Here is an 18,302-nt window from a genome sequence, read left to right as displayed (position 1 = left end):
GCCAAGCGTGCGCTCAACCCGCTTCGGTCACGCCTTGAGCGCGCCGGCAAGAAGATCGTTCATATCCTGTATTTTTATATCAACTTCCATATCCCGTAACGCGCAGCTCAGGTGAAGCCGGCATTTCGGACATGCAGTTATCAGCGTTCCGGCCTGTACGGCGATCGCTTCATTAATGCGATTTTTCTGAATTGCTTTGGAACAGCTCGAACAGCTCATCCACGCGCTGGTTCCGCAACACAGGCCGTTTTCACGGTTATGCTCCATTTCCTTGAGCACGATTCCGGGGATGCTCTCGATGAGCGCCCTGGGAGTATCCATGATGCCGGCCTGACGTCCGAGCCTGCAGGGATCGTGGTACGTGACGATCCCTTCCAACGGTTCGAAGGAAAATGCACCCGCTTTTACTTGATCAAGAAGCAGGTCGTAAAAGTGCACAAGCTCCAGACCGAGATCGCCAAGCACTTCCGGATAATACTTCTTGAACGTGATGTACCCTTCAGGACACTGGAATACCACGCGTTTACACCCGAGACTTTTGATCAACTCCACATTTCGCCGTGCCAGCTTTGCAAAATTCTCTTTGTCGCCGTTCCACAGGAGGTCGTGTCCGCAACACCGCTCATCATCGTGAATAACCGGTTCTATACCTACTTTATTCAGCAGTTTCAAAACACCCTTGGGGCCGTCCATAACATTCAGGCCCCAATCGTCATGGAATTCCACATCAAAATAAGGGGAACACCCGACAAAGTAGTACGTATCACCGGTTTCGGATATCCTGCCTGTTTCCCTGGCCCACTCGGTCTTGCTCTGTTTCAGCTCGAGAGTCTGAAGCCTCATGATTGTCTGGAACAGTCCCCGGTGAGCCGTTACCCCTCCTTTGCCCTGGAGGACCGCCTCTTCACGGACTTTCCGGACGAACTCGGGGTAATCGATTTTGCTGGGGCAACGCGAACTGCACTGGCCGCAGGACAAACAGGACCAGATATTCACGTCTTCCAGAGGATTCTCTTCTTCATCCATGAGGGACTTCTCGACCATGAGCCGGGGAGAAAATTCCGGACTGACCCTCGACACAGGGCAACTTCCGGTGCAAATCCCGCAATCAAGGCAGTAGTACGCTCGTGTTTCATCAATGATTTTGTTCAGGCTCATGCTGCGGTCTCCCTCTTGATAAGAGGATTCCTACCCAGTTTCCGCACATCCTCAGTAAATTCCCGGATGACTTCTGCGAAACGGGTCCCTTCGGATGCGGAAATCCATTCCTTTCGGAGACGAGTGTCTTCGATGCCGAGCAGTTTCATCAGCTTGCGGGTCTTGTCCAGGATTTTCAGCGCTTTTTCATTACCTTCCAGGTAATGACATTCACCGAGGTGTCAACCGGTGACCAGGACGCCGTCAGCTCCCTTTTCGAAAGCCTTGAGGATATACGACGGCGACAGCATTCCCGAACACATCAGTCGGATCAGCCGTATGCTTGGCGGATACTGCATCCTGCTCACTCCGGCAAGATCCGCTCCCGCGTAGGAACACCAGTTACATGCAAACGCAATGATCTTAGGATCGAATTCTTCACTCATGTCATCTCCGCAAAAAGGAGTTTCGTTCCTTGTTTCTAAAATCAGGCCATGGCAGCATCGATCATCTCACCGATCTGCTCGTCTTTAAAATGCCGAATTGATGCGGCTCCAGTAGGACAGGCAACTCCGCACGCACCGCAGCCTTTGCAAAGAGCCGGATTGACCTCCGAGACAAACATTCCAGGTGCCACTTCCTTCAATTCCGGCGCGTGGAATGGGCACACATCAACGCATCTTCCGCAGCCTCTACACAGGTACGGATCGACAAAGGAGACCATGCCCGGCGCATCGACGTATCCTCTGGCAAGAACCTGCGCAGCGTGAGATCCCGCCGCTTCAGCCTGACCGATGGTCTCATCGAGAGGCTTGGGATAATGTGCGAGTCCCGCGAGGAAAACACCGTCAGTCGCGAAATCCACCGGCCTCAATTTCATATGTGCTTCGAGAAAGTATCCATCCTCGTTGACAGATACCTTGAACATCCTGGCGAGTTCCTTGTTGTAGTCGTTTGGAATTACCGCTGCTGCTAAAGCCAGGCTGTCTGCCTGCACGGTCATGTTTCCGCCCAAAACGAGATCTTTGAACGTTACGGCAATCTTATCGCCCGGCGTCACAATGGGAGGACTGTCCGGTTCGTACCGGAAGAAGACCACTCCCAGTCTTCGTGCTTTTTCGTAGTACGGCTCGTTGAGCCCGAACGTCCGGATATCACGGTAAAGTACGTACACCTTTGCAGCCGGATTGGCTTCCTTGAGGGCTATCGCATCCTTTATCGTATGATTGCAGCATACTTTCGAGCACCAGGGACGCTCCTCGGACCGGGAGCCGACACATTGGATGAAGACCGTTGTGCCCGCGTTGAGGACGGCAGGATCTTTGGCTTGCATTGCCATGCTCATGTCCAAATGGGTCCGTATTCTCGGGTCGGTTCCGTACCCATAGAGGTCGGGTTTCCATTCACTTGCACCGATGGCTATGACTGCAACTCCATGCTCGATCTCCAGCGGATCTCCGCCATTCACCGACACTTTAGTTTTGAATGCGCCGATGAATCCATGCACGTCTTCTATTTTCGCACCGAAATACGTCTTAATGCGATTGTCTGCAGTGACCCGATCCACAAGCTTGGCTACATACGGCCGAATGTCCTCGCCTTTGAGCGTGTGATCCAGCTTGAGAGCGTTTCCGCCAAGCTTATCCGTGGATTCCAGCAGATATACCGGATAGCCCTGATCTGCAATGTTCAGAGCAGACGTCATTCCTGCCACTCCGCCGCCGATAACGAGCGCGGACTGGACCATCGGTAATTTTTGATCCTGGACCTGTTCCAGTCTTCCTGTCCTGGCGATTGCCATGCGGATCAGATCGACGGCTTTGTCCGTGGCTTTTTCCTTTTCCTGCATATGGACCCAGGAACAGTGTTCACGAATATTCGCCATTTCAACGAGATAACGATTCAGACCAGCTTCGCGGGCGGTTTCCTGGAACAAGGGCAGGTGGGTTCTGGGGGTACAGGAAGCAACGATAACGCGGTTGAGATTGTTTTCTTCAATGACCTTCTTGATCCCAACCTGCGCGTCCTGAGAGCATGTGAAAAGATTTTCCCCTGCATATACGACCCCGGGCAAATCTTTTATGCGCTCTACCACTCCGGGAACATTCACCGTGGCAGCAATGTTGATTCCACATCGACACACGAAAACACCAATGCGAGGTTCCTGACCGGTGAAATCTTTCTCCGGCGGAAGCTCTTTCTTCTTGGTCAGCGTGTTCCGCTGGTCGGCGAGCATACTGATGGCAACACCCGCGGCAGCAGAAGCCTCTACCACCGTTTGTGGTATGTCCTTAGGAGCCTGGAAACAGCCTGCGACAAAAATACCCGGCTTAGAGGTCGCTACCGGAGCAAAGGTGTCGGTGGAACAGAAATTATTCTCGTCGAGCTCGACTCCCATGACCTGTGCAGTATCCAGGGTCGATTTGGATGGCTTGATTCCAACGGCCAGAACCACCATATCGAAGGTTTCGGTGATCAGCTTGTCATCTTCGGTCAGGTAGGTGATCTGAAGGTCGTGGGTGACAGGGTCTTCTACCACTCGGCTGACCATGGATCTCAGAAAACGGACTCCGCCGAGTGTTTTTGCGCGTTCGTAATATTTGTCAAAATCTTTACCGTATGCACGAATATCCATATAGAAAATGGTCGGTTCGATGGAAGAATCGTGCTCTCTGGCTATTACGGCTTCTTTAATGGACGCCATACAGCATACGGAACTACAGTGCGGCATCTTCTTTCGTCTATCTCTCGAAGCCACGCACTGAATCCACGCGATCTTTTTGGGATGCTTACCGTCGGAAGGGCGTGTGACTTCCCCTTCGAAAGGTCCGGATGCGCTGAGAATACGCTCCATCTCCAAATTGGTTACGACATTGGGCATGTATCCGTGGCCGTACTCGGAGATGCCGGCAGTGTTGAACAGCTCGTAGCCAGGCGTAAGGATCACCGCGCCGACGTTGACGTCGATTATCGTGTCCTGCTGTTCATAATCCACTGCGCCTGCGGGACACACTTTCTTGCAGACTCCACACTTCTTGCCCTGAAAGACCCGGCAGTTCTTTGTGTCAATTGTGTACACCGACGGAATGCCCTGGGCATAATCTTTGTAGATGGCTTTTCTTCTGTCATGTCCGAAATTGTATTCGTTCGGAACTTTTGTGGGACACTTCTCAGCGCAGGTACCGCAGGAGGTACATTTTTCAGGGTCTACATACCTGGCTTTTTGACGCACTTTTACCTTGAAATTGCCTGCTTCTCCTTCGATCCCTTCAATCTGGCTGTATGCAAGGATTTCAATATTGGGATTCTGAGCAAGGGTCTGAAGTTTCGGGGAGAAGATGCACGCTGAACAATCGTTCGTTGGGAATGTTTTGTCCAACTGTGCCATCACACCGCCGATACAGGGTTTTTCCTCAACCAGATAGACCTTGAAGCCCGATTCGGCGAGATCCAGCGAAGCCTGCACTCCGCCGATGCCTCCTCCGATGGTCATTACTGCACCAATTTTCGTACTCACGATCACGCTCCGTCCAGGACCGCCGAGCTGGTTATGCCCGACAGATGAATATTGAAGCTTCCATTTGGGTCACGCTCCGCACGGGATTCGATGACTCAAATGAGTCCTTTTTTCGCAAACACTGCTTCCGGGGAAACGATATGCCGTTTGAACCATTCCCTGACGTTCGGATGCTGCAAGGCCACGCCAATGAGTTCCGTAACGTACACGATGGGAACATGGTACACCTGACCGGTTTCTTTCGTGATATCCGCCTGTCTGGTATCCAGGTTCGCCTGGCACATGGGACACATGGTCACCATTGCATCCGCTTCCAACAGCTTTGCCATATCCAGAAGCTTACGGGAAAGCTTCAGCACGAGATCCGTACGGGTCAGCGCCAGAGAACCTCCGCAGCAGTCGGTCTTGTACGGCCAGGAAAGCACTTCCGCTCCCAGGGCTTCTAGAATGTGGTCCATCTGCATGGGATTCTCGGGGTCCTCGGGTTCCACCACTTCCACCGGCCGTACTGCCAGGCATCCGTAATAGGGTACCACGCGCAGACCTTCCAGAGGCTTGGTTACTCTCTCTTTCAAACGGGAAAGGACTGCATCCATATGGAACAGATCCAACCCTGCGAGAATCTTGATCTCTCCCTTGAACGGGAACCGGTTCCGCAGCGCTGTTTCTTCCATCATGCGCTGGGATGCGGCTTTCATCCGAACATGGCATCCTGCGCACGGTGCCACCACATCATTGCCGAGCCGCTCGGCTGTCATGAGGTCACGCGCTGGAAGAGCCGCTTCAAGATAATGATCGACCATGTGAGCAGAAGATGCTCCGCAGCAGGTCCAATCCGGGATCTCGCGAAGCGTTACGCCCAGGCGCTCTGCGGAACTGCGGAAGGACTCGTCCAATTCCTTCGCGGACCCTGTGAGCGTGCATCCGGGATAATAGCTGAATTCCATTGTCCGTCCTCTGGATAAGTTGACCGGGCAGTGAGTACCCGGAGAGATTTCCAATTCGATCCTGACCCTTATTTAAAGGAAGAAGCCTTGAACACTTCTTTTACTTCGCTCTGATGGCCTGACCGATGGGGCAGGATATGCATCTTGCCCTTGCGGAACATCTGCCACCCAAGTTCCATATCATTGAAGTACGTTTTGGTCTTCATCTTGTACATGCCGATGAGGGTAAGCTCGTGAACTCGGCCGAACATACGGATAGTCTTCATGAATATCTGGTGGAATATCGGAACCTGGGGTTCACGGGTGCTGATCTTCTTGCGAATAACTTCATGCCTGATCGGATCCAGAAGGGCGGGTACGTCGATGCCGTTGGGACATCTCGCGCCGCAGGTGTGGCAGGACAGGCACAGCCATATGCTCTTGGAATCCACAATGCGATCATGATTCCCCAAAACCGCAAGCCTCACCAGTTGATGGGGAAGAATATCCATTTCCGGAGCCATAGGACATCCGGCAGAACATTTCCCGCACTGATAACACTGATTGATTACCGACAGCAGATCTCCAGCGGGACTCGATACTCGCGTCGATGAAGGACTTTGAGAAGGTGTCATTGGCTTTCCTGTTCGGATGTGTTCCTGTCACGAGGTCATGAAAACAGTGATTCAAAATCTTCGAAAAGCAATATTCCGTCAGGTACGATTCACGGGGACAAGTATCCGTTCAAGCATTCTATTATTGCTTATCTCGCGAATTCGCAGGCAACGGGTAATGTTGAAGAAATCACTGAATCGAGCACCAAAGACGATATTAATCTGGTGTACAAGGCATGTCAAGGGAAGATTAGGCGACCAATACAGACTTTGAGCGGTGTCTAAGAAATACTCTCCGTTCTTTCATGCCTGGATCGAGCCAAATCTCCATTCAGAGAAAATGAATTTCGGTGTATTTGACAAGAAGATAGCGCGGCAATCTCGCGGGTACTGCATGAAACTGTCTTACAGGCTTTAGATAATCTGTCTCTTAAACACTTCATCCCCAAATCTGAAAGATTGCTCGACCCATCACAATTATCTTGACACTATCTTCCAAAACCGGGATACCACACATCATGCCTTGCAGGTATATTCAGCTCCTCTTCCGCGCTGTAGAACGGTTCAGCTTTGGAACCGGCACAGGAGGTGGTCATTGGGATCGATCGCAGACATGTGTTGGGCAAATACAGAAGACCTTTTTAACGGTCTGGATTTGGACCTCTTGCATTCACGCCAGACCTCGATAATCGGAAACTACGAAGCGTCTCACAGTATTCTGTTGATTCATACCGGAAAAATCACCCTTGGCATTACGTTGCACAACCATCAGCAAGCTGACGATGATGATTGCAGCGATCAAAACGAGAATGTATCCGTAGATGGCTTGCATGCGTGGGACCTTCTTCCTACTCATTGACGTGCCGTGTGTGTTGTTGCGAGCATTGCGCGAAGTGGGAACCGAGCGGATCATTCGTGCGGAAACAGGGAAATGATTGAAACCGATTGATTGACTTGGTATTCTGAACCGGGCAGGAGCCTGAGTGGTGGAATAGGTAGACACAAGGGACTTAAAATCCCTTGGGGCTTGTCCCCGTGACGGTTCGACTCCGTCCTCAGGCACCACAACTTCTTCTTGCGCTTTATCCATCACTAAATTTTCGGCCATAGGGGAGGGGACGTTAACGAGTCGGGGTTTTTGAACGACATTGAGCTTCCACTTTTATTTTGTACGCTATCCTGAGGCCGGGACTGCTTGGATTCCATGTGTTGCTGTCTTACTATTGCTCCTGGAATCTCATCAAAATTAGCTGATTCTCAGACGCTCTTATGACAGCGTGTATGATGTCCGCAACGATATTTCAAGAACTAACAGTATCGCAAATGGCGCAGTGGGGCTGGCTCATCGTTCTGAGGCTGACTCCAAGAGCCGATAAAATCGCACAATCTAAAAAAAGAGTTGTTCCGCATGTGCAAAAAGGTGCATCCACGGTAAATCAAATGATAGGAGACAAACACTCTATAAGAGCTTTTCGGCATAAATTGGTAGAAAAAGTGTTATCGAAAAGTGATCTCAAGCGCAACTTTATTCCATGTTAAATGTCTGATGTTACGACGGTAAATGATACTCCCGGGGTGTCCCGCGCCATGCTCAGGAACTTGGATAGATGAAAACCAGAATTTAAATGTTTGTATCTATTGCAATGCAAACAGATTTTTGTTACGAGGTAAATAGATCTTAGATCCCAAACCGGTCCAGCTCTAACGAACCAAACCCGGCGAAGTCAGTACACATGGGAGGAAGTTACGCGTATGAAAAAAGAAGCACGAATACAAGCAGAGAAAATGTTTCTGAAGGCCGGGGGTAAAATTACGAACAGAGAAATCGCGGAAGCGACCAAAGTAAATGCGCTCACCATAGGAAGATGGAAGAGAGAAAACGATTGGGAAGCCAAGTTAAAGGGTGAAGAAGAACAACCGAAAGAAATGGGTGGCGTAGTTCGTAAGAAGGCAGCCCGTGACAAGGCAATTAAGCTTTATCTGGATGCAGATGGAAATATTACGAACAAAGATCTGGCCAAACGAGTAGGTGTGAGCCCTGCAACCATCAGCAAATGGAAACTCCTGGACAATTGGATAGAAAAAATAGAGCCTGAAGAAGAAGGAATAGAAGAAATAGAACAGCCCGAAACGGACCTCGATATGGGAGAATTGGCTTCTCCCGAACAAATAATTCGTCTGAATCGCCGTATAGACAGCCTGCTCGAGAGAGACTACCTCACCGCTTCCGAAGTTGCTGCTCTTGCAGAAGCAAAGAGTGATTTGTTGGCAGCAGTCGAGATTTATCTGTCGATCGTACGAGAGGTGGGCGATATTAGAGAGCAGGAATGATTGAGTTTTTATGATCTCCCCGGATACACATCTGTATATTTATGAAATTCGGGGACACTCGGATGAAATTGCAGTTCACGAGCCGCCGTCTTCTTTTATCGGAATTTGGAATGAAGAAGATTTTACGTATCTCTTCTTCACAGAACCCGAGGACGACTATGTGAAGAGGAATATATGCGGCGAGTCTGCTGATTGTGCGTTCTCCAGACACGACATGCAGTATCGCGATTGGCAGACCGGACTTCCAGCTCATGGGATGAGTGTGGAAGGAATCGAGTTTGTGCCTGCAGATCACGCATCTGCCCCTGAGGGGAGTATTCTCCTGGATCCTTCGGTGGTTTTCGGAGACGGGAGCCATCCTACAACGTGTTCGTGTCTGAAGTTTCTCTCTCGGATAATTCAGTCTCACGCAATTCACTCAGTTCTCGATTTAGGAACGGGCACGGGAATTCTCGCTCTTGCCGCCGCCAAATTGGGTGTTCCTCATGTCACCGCTGTGGACCGCAATATTCTCGCAGTGCAGACGGCGCGTGAAAACGTTGTGATTAACGGGTTTCAATCCAGTATAGAAGTGCACCAGGGAGAAGCCCGCATATTTATCGACAGACCCTATGATATAGTGTTGGCAAACCTGCCGTTTCATGTGTTACGCGATATCGTGACGTTGCGAGGAGCGAATCTGCACAAATTTTGGATTGTATCGGGAATAGATCCGGATCAGGCGAATGTGCTGAAAGAGCTTTTTCTTGAACAGGGATATCGGATCGGCGATGAAGCTGCAGATGCTCCCTGGGTAACGTTCACCACAATCAGCACGCTAGCGCTAAGATAAAAGCATCAGGAGACTTTTTATGGCATCGGTTAGGCAAGAATCTCCGCAAGGAGGCGAATGGATTACCACGACTGGCGGTCAACTGTCGGTTCCGGACAATCCGGTGATTGGATTCATTGAGGGTGACGGAGTGGGCCCCGATATTTGGAAAGCATCCGAACCTGTTTTTGAAGCAGCGGTTCGACTGGCATACAAAAGCACAAGGTCTCTATCCTGGTGGGAAATCCCTGCGGGAGAAAAATCCTATCGACAACACGGACATTACTTGCCTGATTCCTCTTTCGAAATGATCGAGCGCGCCGGAGTCGTCATTAAAGGGCCGTTAACCACACCAATCGGTGGCGGCTTCAGAAGCTTGAACGTGACGCTTAGACAGAAACTCGATCTGTACGCGTGCGTACGGCCTGTGAAGTATATCAAGGGCACACCTGCTCCTGTGATCCGACCGGAAGACGTGGACATGGTAATCTTTCGTGAAAACACCGAAGACGTTTACGCGGGGATAGAATGGAAGTCGGGCAGTGAAGACGCGCTGAAGCTCATACGAATGCTGAAAGAAACTATGGGAGTATCTTTGGATGCTAAATCGGGCGTCGGTCTGAAGCCCATGAGCCCGGATGCTTCCAAGAGGCTCGTACGGAGAGCGATAAACCATGCCCTGGAAAAGAAACGAAAACGCGTAACCCTTGTACACAAGGGCAATATCATGAAATTCACGGAAGGAGCCTTTCGGGACTGGGGATATGAACTGGCCCGGGAAGAATTCGCGGACAAAGTGATTTTGGAACCTGAACTTGCCGACAAATACGATGGAATCATTCCGGAAGGAAAAGTGCTGTTGAATGATAGAATCGCCGATTCCATGTTTCAGCAAGTTCTGCTCAGACCCCGGGAATACGAGGTATTGGCATTGCCCAATCTCAATGGAGATTACCTTTCCGATGCTCTCGCAGCCCAGGTGGGAGGCTTGGGGATGGCTCCAGGAGCCAACATGAGTGACACCTGCGCTCTGTTCGAAGCGACTCACGGAAGCGCTCCCAAGTACGCGGGATTGGACAAGGTGAATCCCGGCTCGATGCTCTTATCCGGCGCCATGATGTTTGAATACATGGGGTGGAATGACGCGGCAGACCTCATCGTACGCGGTATATCCGCAGCTATACAGGATAAGACCGTCACGTACGATCTCGCGAGACTCATGCCGGGGGCGACTGAGGTATCATGCTCGGGCTTCGGCGCAGCAGTCATAGAGAAAATGCAATCTTTTACGAGCTGACATTGAAGGCTTACACTTGGAACTTTCCGATCTCCTGAAGGAAATTGGAAAGTTCCAAGTGAGTGTTATAGCAGTTGACATACTTTCTGACGTCTTGACCACATTGTTTTATGAAAAAACGGTAGGAGCCGGCGTCCCTGCCGGCCCGAACTAGTTGATTTATATTTGAAAAACGTGCCGGCACGGAGGCACGGCACCCACCAATTGTCGAGCAGTGCGTTTCGCAATCGGACGTTATTCTATACACTTCCCATGATAGTTCTTTAGGTGGAGGAGGAACTTCTTCCAAGAAGTTCCTCCCCCGATTCTCCTATTTTTTTGCTCGCCATCTGACCCGAACAAATCCGATAATAGAGCCTCGGCAATGCCGCCCCGTGCGAGGTAAGCAATGTTCCCCATTGAGTTCGATCACAGAGTCCTGGACAGTCTGCCCGTGCCTGATGATGACGACATCACAAGGATCGTTCAAATACTCAAGGCTGTAGTCATTCGTCGCGTCATCCCCTACTTAAAGAAGAAGAAGGGGACAGACCCCATTGCCTCTGCCGGAATGGTGGAACACCTTTCTGTCGAACGCCTGGAGGATGCAGATAACAGAATTCGCGTGGTGAGTTTCGTCACCAAGAAGAACAATAAGTATACCATTCACATTCATGAGCGCGTGTTTGATTACTTCGTCTTCGTTATTCCTACGGATCCCGAGTCGCATCTGGGCACGAGGTCGTTGGAGGAACGAAAAGTATTTGCTTTTGCGGAACTTCTCCTTCGTCACCAAGCGGAGCACTTGCTTTACCCTCAAAATACCGAACAGGAAGTCATTCAGAGCGACATCGAGTTCGCGATGGATAGACGGGAGGATGACCCGACGTATTTCCGGGCACTGCGGTCAGCGCTCGACGACGAGATGAACGGGTTAATAGGCGCGCCGTACTTGACGGTGATCGATTGCGCGGAACAAGGCATTCCATGGGAATCCAAGTGCATCGAATTACTCGATAATTTTGTGCAAATCGTGAGTGAAATCCCCGGATCGTTTTTATACAAGGCTTTTCCAGAATTCGACGAAGAACTCAAGACAAAGATTATTGGGAATTGCTATGCAAGAAGCAAGTCTCCATCGTCGTCCCTGATGGCAAGAAGCTCCTTTTTGCAGAAGACTCTCTCATTGCTGATCCCAGCAGCGGATAGCGATATCCCGGAGGCAGAAAATGTCTTTGGCAAATTCAAGACAGCATGGGGATTGTACAATCTCTTGACGGATATCGGCATTCCGGTGTCCGGGATAGACGGGAAGAGCACAAAAGATATCTTTCACTTGCTCAGGGCGACTCTCAGGCAATTCCATGAGGAAGGCGACAGTTTCATTCCTCCCGTTCAGCCGTCTCCGGTGGAACGCCCCGCGCCGAAAGCGGTTCCTGTTGCATTGAAGAGCCTTGCTGACCGCATAGAAGAAGCCAGGCAGGATTCGAGATTTCCTCGACAGGTTCTGCAGGTCATAGACAAGAACAAACTCAATGCGGTGGGGCACAGCGGGTCGAAATTCAGCGAGCTGATTGAAACACTCCTTGCCGTTCCCTGGGGAAAAATCGAAAGAATAAACGTTTCCGCCGAGGATTTTGAAAAGGGTCTCAATACGACCCATTACGGTCTCGCGAAACCAAAAGAAATCATCTGCGATTTCTTTTCAAATCTCATCTGGAGATACAACTATTTCAAAGATGCCGACGTGGCGACATGGAGACGGAATGGGAGCGCTTTTCTCCTGGTCGGTCCTCCCGGGGTGGGAAAAACGTCCCTCGCAATTTCGATCGCAGAGAACCTGAAGATTCCTTATCACAAACTCTCCCTTGGCGGGATGCGTGATGAAGCGGATCTGAAAGGTCACGGTTTCACCTATGAAGGATCGAAACCCGGTGCGATTCTCCAGGGGCTCATTAAGATGGGCATCATGAACGGTATGTTCATCATGGATGAAGCAGACAAAACTGAAAAGTTCGCGATCTCCACACTTCTGGAAATCCTCGATCCGGAGCAGAACCATCTGTTTCATGACAAATATACCGAAACAACCGTCGATGTAGACCTCTCGAACTGTCATTTCATGCTTACCGCAAATACGCTCGAAACCGTGCCGGCGCCGGTAATCAACCGGTGCGAAGTCATACTTCTGGATCGTTACAGTATTGAAGAGAAAGTCTGCATAGCGCGGGAGCACCTCATAAGGAGAATCCGAAAGCAATACAGGATCGACGAAGAGCAAGTATTCTTCGAAGAACACGAAATCGAGGACTTGCTGAGATTTCTTGTGAAAACCTATACCCACGAAGCGGGAGTGCGCGAGCTGGAGCGAATAATACGAGCGCTATTCCTGAGAATATTCCGAAAAGAGATACTCGGAAAAGGACTTGAGAGCGTCCGGATAACCCGTGACAAAATCAAAGACTGCTTGGATCAACCGCGGGGTCCTCGAAAAATCAATCCCGAAGACCGGATCGGAGAAATGCTGGCCCTAGGCGTCAATGTGGAAATGGGCATCGGCTCGATCATACCGATCCAGGCAACGCGAATTGAAGGAGAAGCTGACGGCCACAGTATTACCAGCATGATTCATGCCACCGGCAATATTCAGAAGGTCATGGACGAGAGTCGTAGAGTTGCATTGACCGCTATCTGCCACGAGGCTGAAACACTCGGGATAGATCTGTCCCAACTGCACTTTCCCATTCATCTTCACTTTATGGGCGGTTCGACCTCCAAAGACGGACCTTCTGCAGGGGGAGCAATTGCCCTGGCTCTTGTTTCACTGATGGCCGGAAAACGAATCCGCAGAGATGTGGCAATGACAGGAGAAATCGACACCCAGGGAAGAATTACCGCAGTGGGCGGCCTTGCATTAAAACTTGAAACGGCTTTTGATGCAGGTTGCCGTTGCGTGATCATCCCTAAAGAAAATGTGTTCGGGGAAGACGGACTTGAAAGACTGTCGGATGCGTTGAAGCAGGAACTGCATACCCTCACGTATGAGGAATGGAAAAGCGATCATGCGCCATTCGACTATACACGACACGTGTTGCAGGTTATTGCAGTCGATAATATCACTCAAGCAATGGACATTTCGTGCATCGACGATGCAGAGATTACGCGTCTTGAACACTTTTTCGATTCTCACGCCCTCGATGTTGCAGGGGCAATCGTCGGCATTTCGAGCACTCCCGGGCAGTGCTTCAACATATTGTACGTGAAGGACCCGAGCGAACTGGATACTGATTTGATCAAAGAGGCTGCTGAAGAACACTGCAAATTCGTCCTCCTCGCGCGGGCCGGTTCAAAGGAGGCTATTCTCAAACTGCTGCCGATCACGGAAGCGCCTCCTCACATATGCGAATTCGATCCATTTCAGGACGATCTATTCAGAACACTTGCCGATATCGATGCATCCGTACAGAAAGACATTGGAGCCGGGATGCGATTGTCCATGCTCGCGCCCTATTTCTTCCTGCTCAAACAGGGGGTGTGCCTCGAAGGATGTACTCCAGGACCGGGAGTGAACGGATTTAGGGTATTCGTCAATAATTATACTTCTCAAGGGATCAAGATCAAAGAAAGCAAATCGCTTCTGAATAAGGTGTTCAAATTGCTGTCTCCCCTCAGTGAAGAACTGATCAAGACCTGCCCGTTCCTCATAAGTCGCGACGGCGTCCATCTGGTAGATCTCTCATATATCCCCGAGAAATACCGAATCGATACCGCACGAGCCGAACACATACTCAATGAAGGTCTCAAGAACTGGCTCACCAAAGTCGAAGCCGTTAATTCGAGATCAAAGCAGTAAGAATCGGGGAAAACCTTCTTATAGCAGTTGCCAAAATGAGTGACCGATTGAAGATTAGGAATATTGGTGGGTGCCGTGCCTCCGTGCCGGCACATCTTCAATATGATCAATGATATCGATAGAATGGACCGGCAGGGACGCCGGTCCCTACCAATATCCAGTAATTCACACGAGGGATAAACGACAGAATTTTTGGCACTGACTATACAAGAAGGGTTTCCCCGATCTTACTTCTTTCGGTTATTTGAGTCTGGATTTTGGGAAGATACCTTTATTCAGGGCTTCTTGGCAGTACCAGTACGGGGCCCAGAGATTCTTGCTGAGGTAATAGTTTTGAGCTACGCAATCTCCCAGGCAAAGTCGTTTCATGAGGCATTTGCTGCAGACTCCTTCAAGACGTGAGGGGAGTCCTTCTCTGATTTGTGTCAAAATGGGTGAATGCAGCCAGATTTTCTTCAGTGAATCTGTTGCTGCAGACCCGAAAACCAGTTCCGGTACAGTTTCCCCGATTCCACAGAGGGCATAGGAACCGTCGGCAAGTACTCCCAGAATGCCCATGATACCGCAGGTACTGCATCCATCGCCTTGGGGACCGTAGATATTGCTTAGAGGTTTGAAGGCTGCGGGATGTGTGTAAAAAAGGTGAATTTGAGTCGATTTGGATAAATCCGTTTCTATCCAGTGTCCCAATTCGATAAGTTCCTCTATGGAAAGAGTCTGTTCTTCCCGGTGCATGAGCGCGCCCCGTGCAGTCGGCTGCACCGGATTAAACTTGACTGAGCCTGCACCGAGGGATTCCGCCAATCGGATTATCGGTTCTATTTGCCCTTTGTTTTTTCTCACCAGGGACAAAATGATTTGCGGTTTCAGTCCTGCGTCGACCAGTCTTCTAATTCCATTTACCGCATCCTGGAAACAACCTCTCACACCTCTCATCCATTCGTGAATTTTCCAGTCCGCTCCATCGAGACTCACTGAGACCGTGGTTCCGCTGCATTGAACCAGAGCCTCTGCCAATTCTTCGGTAATGAAAGTGCCGTTTGATTCCACACTGAGCGTGAGATTCTCTTCTTTAATGTGAGCGACAATCTCCAGAATAGCTGGATGAATGAACGGCTCTCCTCCAGTCAATTTCACGCTGGACAGCCCCAGTGGTTTGGCCTGGGAAATGACGGACTTGAACAGTTGGAGATCCAGTGAAGGATGGGATTTTCCGTCACCTTGAAAGTGGGGAGCGATCCAGCAATGCCTGCATTTCAAATTGCAGCCGCGAGTCAAATAAAAATACAGACTCCGGAGAGGAAAGTCTTGCAGCAGGTCTGGATCGGATTGATACTTGTCCATGCTATCCCAATCGGGTGTGAAAGTGTTTCGATTATAGCAAAGACGCACGGATTCGGGCAGTCTTAACATGGGATTGCGATAGAGCGCTCCCGAACTTCTTACCGGGAGTTCCTCCCCGATTCCGTGTCCGCGAGGAGGTTTGCAATGCAATACGGTGCAATGAATTTTCCGGTCAGGCCGGTGCTGGAGGAGCTTGAACAAATCGCGTCGCTTGGATTCGATTACCTTGAACTGAGTATGGACCCGCCTCAGGCTCATCACTCCACGATCCTGCAGCAGAAGTCGATACTATTAGAACGTCTTCATGATTTCGGGATGCAAATCGTGTGTCATATGCCAACTTTTCTCTGTCTCGCGGATCTTACGGAAAGTATCAGAATTGCATCCATCCAAGAAACCCTGGCTTCTCTTGACGTTGCGGCTGAATTGGAACCTCTGAAAGTTGTGCTGCACCCGGGTTATGTGACCGGGCTCGGCATTTTTGTGTTCGACAAGGCAAAAGAATATGCCACGGAAAGTCTCACCGACATCCTGGAACATGCAGAAAAGCTCGGCTTGACCGTTTGCCTGGAAAATATGTTTCCCAGGGCCAATTCTTTGACCGAACCGAACGACTTTGCCCCTGTATTCGAGCGTTTTCCCGGATTGAAGCTTACTCTGGATACCGGACATGCGAATATCGGGACCACAGGGGGAAAGCGAATAAGAGAATTCCTCAGCAGATTTCCTGACAGAATCGAACATATCCACGCGAGCGATAATTTTGGCAAAGAAGACAATCACCTACCCATTGGTACAGGAACAATAGATTTTTCCCGTTTCACCAGGACCATCAAAGAGATGGGGTACGACAAAACCGTTACTTTTGAAGTGTTTTCACGTGACAAAGATTACCTGAAGGCCAGCCGGGAAAAGTTTAAGACCATGCTGGCACAATCTGTCGATACGAACGTCTGATGGTTTCGGTTCGGGATACTATTTTACATAGCTTTGCATTCAAAAAAGGCAATATTGGGGGCCTTCTTTGCAAAGAATGTCCCCCCCAAACCCGCTCCAAGAGACTTTTATCATTGGCCGGAACCCGGATTTCCTGCCAGGAAAATCCGGGTTCCGGCGAGTGTCAAAAGTTCTTGAGGTGGGGTTCGGGGAGGAACTTCTTACAAGAAGTTCCTCCCCGATTTTCCCTCTTTGATTGCGTATCAGTCCGACCAGTTCAAGATTATCTTTCCTGATTGTCCGGAACGCATTATCTCGAATGCTTCTTCGTAATCCGTGTAGTCGAAACGATGCGTGATGACAGGGCTGATATCCAAACCGGTCTGGATCATTGCAGTCATTTTGTACCAGGTCTCGTACATTTCTCGACCGTAAATGCCTTTCATGGTCAAACCGTTAAAGACCACGAGATTCCAATCTATCGGCGTTCCGGAAGGCATGATCCCGAGGAGGGCGACCTTGCCTCCATGACACATGTTGGATAGCATTTCTTCCAACGCCCAGGGATTGCCCGACATTTCCAGACCAACATCGAATCCTTCTTTCATGCCGAGTTTTTCCTGAGCCTTACTGATTCTCTCGTTCCTGACATCCAAGGTCATGGTCGCACCCAATTTCCGTGCAAGCTCAAGTCGGTACGGGTTGACATCAGTGACCACTACGTACCGTGCTCCCGCGTGTTTGACGATTGCTGCTGCCATGCACCCGATGGGACCTGCACCGGTAATGAGCACATCTTCTCCCAGAACATCGAACGAAAGCGCAGTATGAGTCGCGTTGCCCAATGGATCGAAGCACGCAAGAACATCTTTGGGAATACTGGGATCGCAGTACCAGACATTGGTTTGCGGGATAGCGATGTACTCCGCAAATGCTCCGGGCCTGTTCACCCCTACTCCCGAGGTATGCGGACACAAATGTCTCCTGCCGGCCATGCAATTACGACAATGACCGCAGACAACATGTCCTTCACCAGATACGAGATCTCCCCGCTTAAAATCGTGAACGTTTGACCCGAAATCCTCCACGGTTCCCACGAACTCGTGACCGATTTGCATGGGAATGGGTATGGTTTTTCGGGCCCATTTGTCCCAGTTGAAAATGTGTATGTCAGTTCCACAGATTGAAGTCTTGTGCACACGAATGAGAACATCATTCGCCCCGATCTCGGGAACGGGAACTTCCTTCAGCCATATGCCGGGTTCAGGCCGGACTTTGACCAGTGCTTGCATCAACGCCATTGGATTATCTCCGGGAATTGTCTATACGCGAGCGAAAGATACGTTTACATTGTAACGCTAAGACGAATAAAGCAAATTTTTTGTCTCGAACCGAGAATATGCATGAAAGATCCACGTTACCATGAGATACCTGTTGGAAGTATATCGGGGATACCCTTCTTGTAACCCCGCGTCTCGCGGGGCCCGAACCCCTTCACAAGAACTTCTAATATTTGTCTAATTCCGAGTTCTTTCTCTCGAAAAAACCCGGAATTAG

General features: G+C 50.1%; 13 protein-coding genes and 1 tRNA gene. 6 read left to right on the top strand and 8 right to left on the bottom strand.

Translation table 11 applies throughout. The annotated features are described in order from the left end of the window. Positions 1 to 27 precede the first annotated feature (27 nt). The 6 genes from DESTI_RS21145 to DESTI_RS30940 form a co-directional block, all read right to left on the bottom strand. Complete coding sequence (locus DESTI_RS21145; protein ID WP_014812017.1) at positions 28 to 1,158, bottom strand: (Fe-S)-binding protein; 1,131 nt, start codon at positions 1,156 to 1,158, stop codon at positions 28 to 30. Then, positions 1,155 to 1,583 (bottom strand): hydrogenase iron-sulfur subunit, encoded by a 429-nt coding sequence (locus DESTI_RS31430; protein ID WP_014812016.1) that lies wholly within the window; start codon positions 1,581 to 1,583, stop codon positions 1,155 to 1,157. The genes DESTI_RS21145 and DESTI_RS31430 overlap by 4 nt, the downstream gene beginning before the upstream one ends. Before the next feature lie 41 nt (positions 1,584 to 1,624). Beyond that, positions 1,625 to 4,654 carry an FAD-dependent oxidoreductase gene (locus DESTI_RS21135; protein ID WP_014812015.1) on the bottom strand — a complete coding sequence of 1,010 codons (3,030 nt, stop codon included), beginning with the start codon at positions 4,652 to 4,654 and terminating at the stop codon, positions 1,625 to 1,627. Positions 4,655 to 4,749: 95 nt separating this feature from the next. Beyond that, the gene (locus DESTI_RS21130; RefSeq protein WP_014812014.1) at positions 4,750 to 5,601 is read right to left on the bottom strand and encodes a CoB--CoM heterodisulfide reductase iron-sulfur subunit B family protein; all 852 of its coding nucleotides are present in this window, start codon (positions 5,599 to 5,601) and stop codon (positions 4,750 to 4,752) included. Between the two features lie 68 nt (positions 5,602 to 5,669). Further along, the gene (locus DESTI_RS21125; RefSeq protein ID WP_014812013.1) at positions 5,670 to 6,215 is read right to left on the bottom strand and encodes a 4Fe-4S dicluster domain-containing protein; all 546 of its coding nucleotides are present in this window, start codon (positions 6,213 to 6,215) and stop codon (positions 5,670 to 5,672) included. 649 nt (positions 6,216 to 6,864) lie between these two features. Further along, on the bottom strand, positions 6,865 to 7,026 hold the full coding sequence (locus tag DESTI_RS30940) for a hypothetical protein (protein WP_157212236.1): 162 nt from the start codon (positions 7,024 to 7,026) through the stop codon (positions 6,865 to 6,867). 145 nt (positions 7,027 to 7,171) lie between these two features. Here DESTI_RS30940 and DESTI_RS21110 point away from each other — a divergent pair. The 5 genes from DESTI_RS21110 (at position 7,172) to DESTI_RS21085 (ending at position 14,465) form a co-directional block, all read left to right on the top strand. After that, a tRNA-Leu gene (locus tag DESTI_RS21110) sits at positions 7,172 to 7,259 on the top strand. Positions 7,260 to 7,946: 687 nt separating this feature from the next. Further along, positions 7,947 to 8,525, top strand: coding sequence for a phage terminase small subunit-related protein (locus DESTI_RS21100; RefSeq protein ID WP_014812011.1), 579 nt, complete (start codon positions 7,947 to 7,949; stop codon positions 8,523 to 8,525). A gap of 10 nt (positions 8,526 to 8,535) precedes the next feature. Beyond that, positions 8,536 to 9,357: a 50S ribosomal protein L11 methyltransferase gene (locus tag DESTI_RS29240; RefSeq protein WP_014812010.1), complete on the top strand. Its 822-nt coding sequence runs from the start codon at positions 8,536 to 8,538 to the stop codon at positions 9,355 to 9,357. A 19-nt stretch (positions 9,358 to 9,376) separates the two neighbouring features. Further along, positions 9,377 to 10,633, top strand: coding sequence for an isocitrate dehydrogenase (NADP(+)) (gene icd / locus DESTI_RS21090; RefSeq protein WP_014812009.1), 1,257 nt, complete (start codon positions 9,377 to 9,379; stop codon positions 10,631 to 10,633). 388 nt (positions 10,634 to 11,021) lie between these two features. Further along, on the top strand, positions 11,022 to 14,465 hold the full coding sequence (locus DESTI_RS21085) for a S16 family serine protease (RefSeq protein WP_014812007.1): 3,444 nt from the start codon (positions 11,022 to 11,024) through the stop codon (positions 14,463 to 14,465). Positions 14,466 to 14,705: 240 nt separating this feature from the next. Here DESTI_RS21085 and scmF read toward each other — a convergent pair whose 3' ends face one another. Next, positions 14,706 to 15,809 carry a SynChlorMet cassette radical SAM/SPASM protein ScmF gene (gene scmF, locus DESTI_RS21080; RefSeq protein WP_014812006.1) on the bottom strand — a complete coding sequence of 368 codons (1,104 nt, stop codon included), beginning with the start codon at positions 15,807 to 15,809 and terminating at the stop codon, positions 14,706 to 14,708. Positions 15,810 to 15,953: 144 nt separating this feature from the next. On the opposite strand from scmF, the gene DESTI_RS21075 reads away from it, so the two are divergent. Beyond that, complete coding sequence (locus DESTI_RS21075) at positions 15,954 to 16,766, top strand: sugar phosphate isomerase/epimerase family protein (RefSeq protein ID WP_014812005.1); 813 nt, start codon at positions 15,954 to 15,956, stop codon at positions 16,764 to 16,766. Positions 16,767 to 17,008: 242 nt separating this feature from the next. Here DESTI_RS21075 and tdh read toward each other — a convergent pair whose 3' ends face one another. Next, positions 17,009 to 18,037 (bottom strand): L-threonine 3-dehydrogenase, encoded by a 1,029-nt coding sequence (gene tdh, locus DESTI_RS21070; protein ID WP_041287423.1) that lies wholly within the window; start codon positions 18,035 to 18,037, stop codon positions 17,009 to 17,011. Positions 18,038 to 18,302 lie beyond the last annotated feature (265 nt).

The sequence above is a fragment of the Desulfomonile tiedjei DSM 6799 genome (assembly GCF_000266945.1).
In the GTDB taxonomy this organism is placed as follows: domain Bacteria; phylum Desulfobacterota; class Desulfomonilia; order Desulfomonilales; family Desulfomonilaceae; genus Desulfomonile; species Desulfomonile tiedjei.
This window is presented reverse-complemented; position numbering and strand designations above follow the sequence as displayed.

Bases quoted from the DNA above. Each gene is read 5' to 3' on its own strand.
- scmF (WP_014812006.1), bottom strand. From the start codon at position 15,809: ATGGACAAGTATCAATCCGATCCAGACCTGCTGCAAGACTTTCCTCTC.
- DESTI_RS21085 (WP_014812007.1), top strand. From the start codon at position 11,022: ATGTTCCCCATTGAGTTCGATCACAGAGTCCTGGACAGTCTGCCCGTG.
- DESTI_RS30940 (WP_157212236.1), bottom strand. From the start codon at position 7,026: ATGCAAGCCATCTACGGATACATTCTCGTTTTGATCGCTGCAATCATC.
- DESTI_RS21130 (WP_014812014.1), bottom strand. From the start codon at position 5,601: ATGGAATTCAGCTATTATCCCGGATGCACGCTCACAGGGTCCGCGAAG.
- icd (WP_014812009.1), top strand. From the start codon at position 9,377: ATGGCATCGGTTAGGCAAGAATCTCCGCAAGGAGGCGAATGGATTACC.
- DESTI_RS21145 (WP_014812017.1), bottom strand. From the start codon at position 1,158: ATGAGCCTGAACAAAATCATTGATGAAACACGAGCGTACTACTGCCTT.
- DESTI_RS29240 (WP_014812010.1), top strand. From the start codon at position 8,536: ATGATCTCCCCGGATACACATCTGTATATTTATGAAATTCGGGGACAC.
- DESTI_RS21100 (WP_014812011.1), top strand. From the start codon at position 7,947: ATGAAAAAAGAAGCACGAATACAAGCAGAGAAAATGTTTCTGAAGGCC.
- DESTI_RS21075 (WP_014812005.1), top strand. From the start codon at position 15,954: ATGCAATACGGTGCAATGAATTTTCCGGTCAGGCCGGTGCTGGAGGAG.
- DESTI_RS21125 (WP_014812013.1), bottom strand. From the start codon at position 6,215: ATGACACCTTCTCAAAGTCCTTCATCGACGCGAGTATCGAGTCCCGCT.
- tdh (WP_041287423.1), bottom strand. From the start codon at position 18,037: ATGCAAGCACTGGTCAAAGTCCGGCCTGAACCCGGCATATGGCTGAAG.